The organism is uncultured Amaricoccus sp. (assembly GCF_937858865.1).
In the GTDB taxonomy this organism is placed as follows: domain Bacteria; phylum Pseudomonadota; class Alphaproteobacteria; order Rhodobacterales; family Rhodobacteraceae; genus Amaricoccus.
In genome coordinates, this window is sequence record NZ_CALLYO010000455.1 from 1 (window position 1) to 9,701 (window position 9,701).

Below are 9,701 nucleotides of genomic sequence, written 5' to 3' on the forward strand. Positions count from 1 at the left end.
AAGTCGCCCGACATCGCCATGTCAGGACGCGCGGCGCGGATGCGCTCGATCAGCCGGAGGTAGCTCTCGGCGCCGTGCCGGCGGTTCATCGCCTTCAGCACCCGGTCGCTGCCCGACTGCACCGGCAGGTGCAGGAAGGGCATGAGCTTCGGCTCCTCGCCGTGCAGCGCGATCAGGTCCTCGCCCATGTCGCTCGGGTGCGAGGTGGTGTAGCGGATGCGCTCCAGCCCCTCGATGCGGGCGAGCCGCCGCACCAGCGCGGCGAGGCCGATCCCGTCCGCGTCCCGGTAGGCGTTGACGTTCTGGCCGAGGAGGGTGATCTCGGCGACGCCGCGCGCAACGAGCGCGCGCGCCTCGGCCTCGACGCGGGCGGCCGGGCGGGAGACCTCGGCGCCGCGGGTGTAGGGGACGACGCAGAAGGCGCAGAACTTGTCGCACCCCTCCTGGACGGTGAGGAAGGCTGCCGGCGCCCGGGTGCGCCGGTCGGGCGGCAGGTGGTCGAACTTGTCCTCGGGCGGGAATTCGGTCTCGACCGGACGCTCGCCCGCCGCGCGCCGGTCGAGCATCGCCGGGAGACGGTGATAGGCCTGCGGGCCGACGACGAGGTCGACGACCGGCGCGCGGGCGAGGATCTCCGCCCCCTCGGCCTGGGCGACGCAGCCGGCGACGCCGATGCGCAGGTCGGGGCGCGCGTCCTTCAGCCGGCGCAGGCGGCCGAGCTCGGAATAGACCTTCTCCGCCGCCTTCTCGCGGATGTGGCAGGTGTTGAGCAGGATGAGGTCGGCGTCCTCGGGCCGGTCGGTGGCGGCATAGCCGCGGGTCGCCATCAGCGCGGTCATCCGCTCGCTGTCGTAGACGTTCATCTGACAGCCGTAGGATTTGACGAAGAGCTTCCTGGGCGGCGTCATCGGCAGTCCCCGAACATGCGGACGCGCGGGGAACGTGCCCCCGCGCGTCTCTCTAGCTTCCGCGCCGGCGTGCCGCAAGCACGCCTACGGGTGGACTCAGCGCGAGCGCGGCTTGCGCCCGAGGCCGATCTTCTTCGCCAGCTCCTGCCGCTTGGCGGCGTAGCTCGGCGCCACCATCGGATAGTCCGGCTTCAGCCCCCAGCGCGCGCGGTACTCGTCCGGAGTCATGCCGTAGGCGGTCATCAGATGCCGCTTCAGCATCTTCAGCTTCTTCCCGTCCTCGAGGCAGATGATGTAGTCGTCGGTCACCGACTTGCGGATCGGCACCGCCGGCGTCAGCTCCACCGAGGCCGTCTCCTCGCCGCTGGCGAGCTCGCTCAGCTTGGTGAAGACGGCCTGGATCAGCTCCGGCACCTCGCTCTGCGTGACGGCGTTGTTCGCCACGTGGGCGGACACGATCTCAGTCATAAGGGCGAGGATCTCGCCGCGTCCGATCACTTGATCTTCGCTCATTTCGCGTTCATCCCGATTCCGCAGCCCAGGCGCAATACCAACGCCGCTCTTGCCGCATTGTTCCAAGCGCCCCGTACTTGCTTTCCTGACAATGCTCTCTAATCCTATTAATTAGGCCAGACTTTGACAAGATGCGCAACAGCGCGGCCCGAAGAATTTTCATCACTGCCACGTGATTATTCGCTGACGGCGGCCGGGCCGAAGTATGGAAGCCCGAAGCGCTTGCAGCGCGATCACCCTTTAACGCAGGTTCCGGAGGTTTTCATAGCGGTCATGAAAGTCCTGCGCAGGATTCCGCCGATCCTTCGTTTGCGCTATCGAAGCTTGTCCCCGCGCAATACCGGCGAGGATTCGGCGCTGGGCTATGCGTCGACGAGGCCGCGCTGCTCGAGAAGCGCCTCGGCGCCCGGCATGCGGCCGCGGAAGGCGACGTAGAGATCGGCCGCCTCGCGCGCGCCGCCGGTGCTCAGGATGCAGTCGACGAGCCGGCCGGCGGTGGCCTGGTCGAAGACGTCCCCCGCCTCGCGGAAGGCGGCGAAGGCGTCGGCGTCCATCACCTCGGACCACATGTAGGAATAGTAGCCGGACGAATAGCCGTCGCCGGAGAAGACGTGCTGGAAGTGGGGGGTGGCGTGGCGCATGACGATGGCGCGCGGCATTCCGAGGCGGGCGAGGGTCTGCTGCTGCGCGGCCATCGGGTCGGCGGGCGCCGGGCCGCTGTGGAAGTCGAGGTCGACGAGGGCGGAGGCGACGTATTCGACGGTCGCGAAGCCCTGGTCGAAGTTGCGCGCGGCGATCACCCGCTGCATCAGCTCGCGCGGCATGGGCGCGCCGGTCGCGGCGTGGCGGGCGTGCGCCTCGAGCACCTCGGGGGTCTCGAGCCAGTGCTCGTAGAGCTGGCTCGGCAGCTCGACGAAGTCGCGCGCGACGCTGGTGCCGGAGACGAAGCCGTAGGTGACGTCGGAGAGGAGGGCGTGCAGCGCGTGGCCCATCTCGTGGAAGAGGGTGTGGGCGTCGTCGAAGGTGAGGAGCGTCGGCTCCCCGGCCGGCGCCTTGGCGAAGTTGCAGACGTTGACGACGATCGGGCGCACCTCGCCGTCGAGCTTGCGCTGGCTGCGGAAGGAGGAGCACCAGGCGCCGGAGCGCTTCGAGGCGCGGGCGAAATAGTCGCCGATGAAGACGCCCATGTGGCGCTCGCCGCGGCGGACCTCCCAGGCGCGGGCGTCGGGGTGGTAGAGGGGGACGTCGACCGGGGTGAAGCTGAGGCCGAAGAGGCGGCCGGCGACGTCGAAGGCGGCCTCGCGCACGCCGTCGAGCGACAGGTAGGGCTTGAGTGCGGCCTGGTCGAAGGCGTGTTCGCGGGCCAGGGCGATCGCGGCGTAGTAGCGCCAGTCCCAGGGCTCGAGCGCACCGTTGATGCCGTCGGCGCGCATCAGTTCCTCGAGCCGGGTGGCGTCGGCTTCGGCGCGGGCGCGCGCGGGGGTCCAGACGGCCATGAGGAGGTCGCGCACCGCGGCGGGGGTGCGGGCCATCTCGGGCTCGAGCTTGTAGCTGGCGAAGTCGGGATAGCCGAGGAGCCGCGCCCGCTCCTCGCGGAGCGCCAGCATCTCGGCCACGATCGCGCGGTTGTCGTGGGCGCCGCCGTTGGCGCCGCGGGCCGCCCAGGCGCGGAAGGCCGTCTCGCGCAGGTCGCGGCGAGGGGAGGATTCGAGGAAGGGGACGACGAGGCTGCGGGAGAGGGTCAGGACGTGGCCCCGCTGCCCCCGCTCGGCGGCGGCCGCCGCCGCGGCGGCGACGAGGTCGTCGGGGAGGCCGGCGAGGTCGTCGGGGGCGAGCGGCAGCGTCCAGGCCTGCTCGTCGGCGAGGACGTTCTGGCCGAAGGCGGTGCCGAGGCTCGCGAGGCGCTCGAGGATCGCCTTCAGCCGCGCCCGCTCGGGGCCGGCGAGCCGGGCGCCGGCGCGGACGAACATGCGGTGGTAGAGGGTCAGGACGCGGTCCTGCTCGGGGGTGAGGCCGAGCTCGCCCCGCCGGGCGGCCAGGGCGTCGATGCGCGCGAAGAGCGCGGGGGTCATCATCGTCTCGGCCTGGTGGGCGGCGAGCTTCGGGCTGAGCTCGCGCTGCAGCGCCTCGATCGCTTCGTTGGTGTGGGCGCCGGCGAGGTTGAAGAAGACCGCCGAGACGCGGTCGAGCCGGCGCTCGGCCCGCTCCATCGCCTCGATGGTGTTGGCGAAGGTGGGTGGCGCGGGGTCGGCGGCGACGGCATCGAGGTTCGCCCGCGCCTCGGCGAGTGCCGCCGCGAAGGCGGGCGCGAAGTGACCGGTCCCGATCTCGCCGAAGGGCGGCATGCCGAAGGGGGCGGTCCAGTCTTGCAGCAGCGGATTCATCGCGCGCTCCGGCCAGGTGTCCTCGGCGGACCCTTGGCCGGTGCGCGCGCCGGGGTCAAGGCGGCATCGGACGCCCCCGGACGCCCCCGGACGCCGGCGCTGGGGGTCAGGACTGCGGGGCGGTCTCGAGTGCCTGCGCCGTGCCGCGCGCGAAGGCCTGCACGATGGCCTGGTAGTATTCGGCGCTCGTCGGCTTCACGGTCGTGACGTTGCTGCCCGCGGGCAGGTACTGGATGACGTCGGCCGAGGAGGCGGTGACGTTGTAGACCGCCGCGTTGGTCCCGTCCGGGTTGATGAGGGTGACCGTGCCGGCGAGGCGTGCCGTCTCGGCCGTCGCTCCGCTGATGAAGGGGCTGCCGAGCGAGATCTCGTCGACGTCGACGTCGATCTGCTTGCCCATCGGGTCGATGCGGCCGACGAACTGCGCCGCGATCGCCGTCTCGAGGTCGTCGCTGAGGTTCTTCCAGTAGGCGACCGCCTGCGGGCTGCCGACGGCCGGGAGGTCGGCCTCGACCGTCACGCCCGAAACAAGGAGAGGCTCGTTGCGCTCCGCGCCGCCGCAGGCCGCGAGCATCAGCGCCGCGCCGGCAAGCAATCCCAGCGTCCGCATGGCAAATTCCTTTCCGTCTTTCCCGTTCCCGTCTCGGAACGCGTCTGTGGCGGAAACCCGCTCGGCGGGATTCGGTTCCCGTTCGCGCCCCCGGGCGGCGGCACCCCGGCGTGCCCGGCGCACGGCGGGCACGCGTGCCCACCCTGCAAGCCATTGGAATCGTTGAGCCGAGTTTCGCGTCAATACAACGTATAGACGCCGGTTCGCGGGGCACGCGCCTCAGGCCGGCGCGATGGTGCGGGCGAAGAGGGCCGGGTCGACGTTGCCGCCGGAGGCGACGCAGACGACGGCGTCGCCGGAGAGGGCCTCGGGGCGGAAGAGGGCGGCGGCGAGGGCGACGGCGCCGCCGGGCTCGAGGACGAGGCGCAGGTGGCGGAAGGCGAGGGCGACGGCCTCGAGCGCCTCCTCGTCGCTGACGGCGAGGCCGGGGCCGGCGAGGCGGGCGAGGATGGGGAAGGTCAGCGCGCCCGGCTGCGGGGTCAGGATGGCGTCGCAGACCGAGCCGGCGAGCCGCTCGTTGCGCAGCCGCCGGCCGGCGGCGAGCGAGCGGGCGGCGTCGTCGAAGCCGGCCGGCTCGGCGGTGCGGACGCGGAGGCCGGGGGCCTCGGCCTCGAGGGCGAGCGCGATGCCGGCGGCGAGGCCGCCGCCGCCGCAGGGGACGAGGACATCGGCGCGGGCGACCCCCTCCTCGGCCGCCTGGGCGGCGATCTCGAGGCCGACGGTGCCCTGGCCGGCGATCACCTGCGGGTGGTCGTAGGGCGGGACGAGGGCGAGGCCGCGCCGGGCGGCGAGCTCGGCCCCGAGCGCCTCGCGATCCTGGGTGGCGCGGTCGTAGAGCACGACCTCGGCGCCGAGGGCGCGGGTCGCCTCGGCCTTCACCGCCGCGACGTCCGCCGGCATGAGGATGACCGCCGGCATCCGGTGCGCGGCGGCGGCGCGCGCCACGCCCTGGGCGTGGTTGCCGGAGGAGAAGGCGAGGACCCCCGCCGCGCCGCCTTCGGCGGCGAGGGCGGAGACGGCGGCCCAGCCGCCGCGGGCCTTGAACGAGCCGGTGACCAGCAGGCTCTCGGCCTTGACCAGCAGGCGCCGGCCGGCGCGGCGGTCGAGCTCGGGCGCGGAGAGGAGCGGCGTGCGGCGGATGCCGCCGGCCGAGACGCGGGCGGCGGCGGCGCGGATGGCGGCGATGTCGGTCATCGGCCGCTACGGCGCGACGCGGGCGATCAGCGCGTCGAAGGCGGCGAGCGATTCCGGCTCGTCGAGGAAGGGGGCGTGGCCGCGGTCCGCGACCTCGGCGACGATGAGGTCGGGGCGGCGCTCGCGCATCCGCGCGACCGTGCCGGGGGAGAGGAGGTTGGAGTTGGCGCCGCGGCCGACGGCCACGGGCACGCCGGCGAGCGCATCGAAGAGCGGCCACAGGTCGGGCGCGCCCTGGCTGTCGATCGCCTCGATGCCGTCGCGCAGGCGCGGGTCGTAGTTGAGCAAGAGCCTGCCCTCGCCCTCGTCGAACCAGCGCCGCGCCAGGCTCGCGAGCTTCTCGTCGGAGAGGCCGGGGAAGGCGCCCATCCGCGTCCGCAGCGGGCCGATGACCTCGGCGTAGCTCTTCGCCTTCGGCGGGACGCCGAGATAGGCGAGGATGGCGGTGATCCCCTCGGGGTCGAGCTCGGGGCCGATGTCGTTGAGCAGGACGCCGGCGAGGCGGTCGCGGGCGGTGGCGGCCAGCACCATGGCGACGATGCCGCCGCGCGAGGTGCCGACGATGGTGGCGCGGGCGAGGCCGAGATGGTCGAGGAACTCGACCACGTCGCGCGCCTCGACGCCGACGTTGTAGTTGGCCGGGTCCGGGTCGCGGTCGGAGGCGCCGCGGCCGCGCAGCGTCAGGCGGATGAAGCGGTGGCGGTCGCCGCGGGCGGCGACCAGCTCGTCGAAGTCCGCCCCGTTGCGGGTGAGGCCGGGCAGGCAGAGGACGGGGAGGCCGCTGCCCTCGTCGGCATAGGCCAGCGAGAGGCCGTCGGAGGTGGCGAAGCGCTTCACTCGAGATATTCCGGCTGGGCCATGCCGAGGATGTGGAAGCCGCCGTCGACGAAGATGATCTCGCCGGTGGTGCAGGCGCCGAGGTCGGAGGCGAGGTAGACCGCCGTGCCGCCGACCGCCTCGAGGGTGGCGTTGGCGCGGAGCGGCGCGTTGAGCTCGGTGGCCTTGTAGACCTTGCGCGCCCCGGCGATGGCGGCGCCGGCGAGCGTGCGCATCGGGCCGGCGGAGATGGCGTTGACGCGGATGCCGCGCGGCCCGAGGTCGTTGGCGAGATAGCGGACCGACGCCTCGAGCGCGGCCTTGGCGACGCCCATGACGTTGTAGTGCGGCGTCACCCGCTGGGCGCCGAGGTAGGTCAGCGTCAGCACCGAGCCGCCGGCGGCCATGAGGGGGGCGGCGCGCCGGGTGAGGTCGACGAGGCTGTAGCAGGAGATGTCGAGCGAGTTGAGGAAGTTCGCCCGGCTGGTGTCGAGGAAGCGGCCGTCGAGCTCGGCCTTGTCGGAATAGGCGATGGCGTGGATGAGGACGTCGAGCCGGCCCCAGTCCTTCTCGATGCGGGCGAAGAGGGCGTCGAGGGAGGCCGGGTCCTGCACGTCGGCCGGCTCGACGATCGCGGCGTCGAGGCTCTCGGCGAGCGGGACGACGCGGCGGCCGAAGCCCTCGCCCTGGTAGGTGAAGGCGAGCTCGGCGCCGTGGGCGGCGAAGGCCCTGGCGATGCCCCAGGCGATGGAATGGTCGTTGGCGACGCCGAGGATCAGCGCCCGCTTGCCGGAGAGGAGGCCCGCCTGCCCCATTCTGTCACCCGTGATAGCGGCTGAGGGCGAGGGTGGCGTTGGTGCCGCCGAAGCCGAAGCTGTTGGAGATGACGGTGTCGAGGCCGGCGCCGTCGATGCGCTCGAGGGCGATCTCGTCGGGCGAGAGGGCGGGGTCGAGCTGGGTGATGTTGGCCGAGGCGGTGATGAAGTCGTCCTCGAGCATCAGGAGGCAGTAGATCGCCTCCTGCACCCCGGTCGCGCCGAGCGAATGGCCGGTCAGCGACTTGGTCGAGGAGATCTTCGGCACGTTGCCCTCGCCGAAGACGCGGCGGACCGCCTCGACCTCGGTGACGTCGCCGGCGGGCGTCGAGGTGCCGTGGGCGTTGATGTAGCCGACGCGGCGGTTGCCGATGGTGGAGAGCGCGAGCTTCATGCAGCGTTCGGCCCCCTCCCCGCTCGGCGCGACCATGTCGTAGCCGTCGGAGGTGGCGCCGTAGCCGGTGACTTCGGCGTAGATCTTCGCGCCGCGGGCCAGCGCGTGCTCGAGCTCCTCGAGGACGACGACGCCGCCGCCGCCGGCGATGACGAAGCCGTCGCGGGTGGCGTCGAAGGCGCGGGAGGCGGTCTGCGGCGTGTCGTTGTACTTGGACGACATGGCGCCCATGGCGTCGAAGAGGCAGGAAAGCGTCCAGTCGAGCTCCTCGCCGCCGCCGGCGAAGACGATGTCCTGCTTGCCCCACTGGATCTGCTCGACGCCGTTGCCGATGCAGTGGGCCGAGGTCGAGCAGGCGGAGGTGATCGAATAGTTGATCCCCTTGATGCGGAAGGGGGTGGCGAGGCAGGCGGAGTTGGTCGAGGACATGCCGCGGGTGACCATGAAGGGGCCCATGCGCTTGGGGCTGCCCTTCTCGATGACGATGCGGTGCGCCTCGTAGAGGTTGCGGGTCGAGGGGCCGCCCGAGCCCATGACGAGGCCGGTGCGCTCGTTGGAGACGTCCTTCTCCTCGAGGCCCGAGTCGGCGATCGCCTGCTCCATGGCGATGTAGTTGAAGGCGGCGCCGTCGCCCATGAAACGGAGCTGGCGCTTGTCGACATGCGCGGCGATGTCGATGTCGGGCTTCCCGTGCACCTGGCAGCGGAAGCCGTGCTCGGCATACTCGGGGGCGAAGGAGATGCCGGAGCGGCCCTCCTTCAGCGACCGGCGCACCGCCTCGGCGTCGTTGCCGATCGAGGACACGATGCCGATGCCGGTGATGACGACGCGGCGCATGGGCGCCTCCCTATTCCTGGAACAGCCCGACCTTCATGTCGGTCGTCGTGTAGATGACCTCGCCGTCGGCGCGCATGGTGCCGTTGGCGATGCCGAGCTTGAGCTTGCGGTCGATCACGCGGGTGAAGTCGACGGTATATTCGATGAGGCTGACCTTCGGCGTCACCATGCCGGTGAACTTCACCTCGCCGACGCCGAGCGCGCGGCCGCGGCCCTGCATGCCGCGCCAGCCGAGGTTGAAGCCGGTCAGCTGCCAGAGGGCGTCGAGGCCGAGGCAGCCCGGCATCACCGGGTCGCCGATGAAGTGGCACTGGAAGAACCAGAGGTCGGGGCGGACGTCGAACTCGGCGACGACATGGCCCTTGCCCTCGCTGCCGCGGTCGGCGGAGATGTCGGTGATCCGGTCCATCATCAGCATCGGCGGCGCCGGGAGCTGCGGGTTGCCGGGGCCGAACATCTCGCCGCGGGCGCAGGACATGAGGCCCTCGAAATCGATGCGCGTCGGCCGCTCGTTCATCTCGGGCGCTCGGCTCCTTCCGGTCCCCCACCGGTCGGCGACCTCTAGCATCCGCGCCAGCGCCGGCGCAAGGGCTTGACGGGGCGGTGCATCCGGGGGCTGGCGCTCGCGGCGCGGAGCGACTATTTTCGCATCAGGAGCCGGACGGACGAGGAAGATGCAGGCAGCCCAGGCCCTGGATGGACGGCAGGCGCGGACGCGGGCGGTGGCCTGGCTCGCGGGGGCGCGGCTGCGCCCGACACGGCAGCGGCTGGCACTGGCCGAGCTGCTGGTCGGCGACGGGCGCAACCGCCACGTCACCGCCGAGGGGCTGCACGAGGCGGCGCACCGGCACGACGCCCCGGTCTCGCTCGCCACGGTCTACAACACGCTGCGCGCCTTCTGCGACGCCGGCCTCATGCACGAGGTGACGGTGGACGGCACGCGCTCCTATTTCGACACGCGCACCGACGACCATCCGCACTACTACTGGGAGGAGGACGGGCGGCTGACCGATGCGCCGAACAACGCGGTGGTGCTCGCGGGGGAGCCGATCCTGCCGGCGGGCGCCGAGCTCAGCCGCATCGACGTGGTGATCCGGCTGCGCCGGCGCGACTGAGGCCTTCCGCTACTCGATCGTCTCGTCGGGGCCGACGCCCCAGAGGGTGGCGCGCGGCAGCCATCCCTTCGCCCCGTCCGTCTCGATCTCGCACCAGTCGTTGCGGCAGGCCGCG

The 9,701-nt window shown here is 72.1% G+C and carries 11 protein-coding genes; 1 reads left to right on the forward strand and 10 read right to left on the reverse strand.

What is annotated here, in order from left to right:
- The 9 genes from miaB to fabA form a co-directional block, all read right to left on the reverse strand.
- Positions 1-908, reverse strand: a 908-nt coding sequence (gene miaB / locus Q0112_RS13365) for a tRNA (N6-isopentenyl adenosine(37)-C2)-methylthiotransferase MiaB (RefSeq protein ID WP_297976064.1), incomplete at its 3' end; no start/stop codon positions are given.
- 96 nt (positions 909-1,004) lie between these two features.
- Positions 1,005-1,421 carry a MucR family transcriptional regulator gene (locus tag Q0112_RS13370; protein WP_297976065.1) on the reverse strand — a complete coding sequence of 139 codons (417 nt, stop codon included), beginning with the start codon at positions 1,419-1,421 and terminating at the stop codon, positions 1,005-1,007.
- Between the two features lie 362 nt (positions 1,422-1,783).
- On the reverse strand, positions 1,784-3,805 hold the full coding sequence (locus Q0112_RS13375) for a M3 family metallopeptidase (protein WP_297976067.1): 2,022 nt from the start codon (positions 3,803-3,805) through the stop codon (positions 1,784-1,786).
- 106 nt (positions 3,806-3,911) lie between these two features.
- Positions 3,912-4,415, reverse strand: coding sequence for a hypothetical protein (locus Q0112_RS13380; protein ID WP_297976069.1), 504 nt, complete (start codon positions 4,413-4,415; stop codon positions 3,912-3,914).
- 219 nt (positions 4,416-4,634) lie between these two features.
- On the reverse strand, positions 4,635-5,609 hold the full coding sequence (locus Q0112_RS13385) for a threonine/serine dehydratase (RefSeq protein WP_297976071.1): 975 nt from the start codon (positions 5,607-5,609) through the stop codon (positions 4,635-4,637).
- A 6-nt stretch (positions 5,610-5,615) separates the two neighbouring features.
- On the reverse strand, positions 5,616-6,446 hold the full coding sequence (locus Q0112_RS13390) for an alpha/beta hydrolase (protein WP_297976073.1): 831 nt from the start codon (positions 6,444-6,446) through the stop codon (positions 5,616-5,618).
- The gene (locus Q0112_RS13395; RefSeq protein WP_297976075.1) at positions 6,443-7,240 is read right to left on the reverse strand and encodes an enoyl-ACP reductase; all 798 of its coding nucleotides are present in this window, start codon (positions 7,238-7,240) and stop codon (positions 6,443-6,445) included. Before Q0112_RS13395 ends, Q0112_RS13390 begins: the two co-directional genes overlap by 4 nt.
- 4 nt (positions 7,241-7,244) lie before the next feature.
- The gene (fabB, locus tag Q0112_RS13400) at positions 7,245-8,471 is read right to left on the reverse strand and encodes a beta-ketoacyl-ACP synthase I (protein WP_297976076.1); all 1,227 of its coding nucleotides are present in this window, start codon (positions 8,469-8,471) and stop codon (positions 7,245-7,247) included.
- Positions 8,472-8,481: 10 nt separating this feature from the next.
- The gene (gene fabA, locus Q0112_RS13405; protein ID WP_297976077.1) at positions 8,482-8,988 is read right to left on the reverse strand and encodes a 3-hydroxyacyl-[acyl-carrier-protein] dehydratase FabA; all 507 of its coding nucleotides are present in this window, start codon (positions 8,986-8,988) and stop codon (positions 8,482-8,484) included.
- Between the two features lie 157 nt (positions 8,989-9,145).
- Here fabA and irrA point away from each other — a divergent pair, with 157 nt between their 5' ends.
- Positions 9,146-9,586: an iron response transcriptional regulator IrrA gene (gene irrA, locus Q0112_RS13410; protein ID WP_297976079.1), complete on the forward strand. Its 441-nt coding sequence runs from the start codon at positions 9,146-9,148 to the stop codon at positions 9,584-9,586.
- Between the two features lie 9 nt (positions 9,587-9,595).
- Here the strand turns inward: irrA and Q0112_RS19475 are convergent.
- On the reverse strand, positions 9,596-9,701 hold a 106-nt coding region (locus tag Q0112_RS19475; protein WP_367278471.1), incomplete at its 5' end, for an SH3 domain-containing protein.

Excerpts from the sequence above, each read along its gene's own strand:
- fabB (WP_297976076.1), bottom strand. The coding sequence starts at position 8,471 with ATGCGCCGCGTCGTCATCACCGGCATCGGCATCGTGTCCTCGATCGGC.
- irrA (WP_297976079.1), top strand. The coding sequence starts at position 9,146 with ATGCAGGCAGCCCAGGCCCTGGATGGACGGCAGGCGCGGACGCGGGCG.
- Q0112_RS13395 (WP_297976075.1), bottom strand. The coding sequence starts at position 7,240 with ATGGGGCAGGCGGGCCTCCTCTCCGGCAAGCGGGCGCTGATCCTCGGC.
- Q0112_RS13375 (WP_297976067.1), bottom strand. The coding sequence starts at position 3,805 with ATGAATCCGCTGCTGCAAGACTGGACCGCCCCCTTCGGCATGCCGCCC.
- Q0112_RS13385 (WP_297976071.1), bottom strand. The coding sequence starts at position 5,609 with ATGACCGACATCGCCGCCATCCGCGCCGCCGCCGCCCGCGTCTCGGCC.
- fabA (WP_297976077.1), bottom strand. The coding sequence starts at position 8,988 with ATGAACGAGCGGCCGACGCGCATCGATTTCGAGGGCCTCATGTCCTGC.
- Q0112_RS13370 (WP_297976065.1), bottom strand. The coding sequence starts at position 1,421 with ATGAGCGAAGATCAAGTGATCGGACGCGGCGAGATCCTCGCCCTTATG.
- Q0112_RS13380 (WP_297976069.1), bottom strand. The coding sequence starts at position 4,415 with ATGCGGACGCTGGGATTGCTTGCCGGCGCGGCGCTGATGCTCGCGGCC.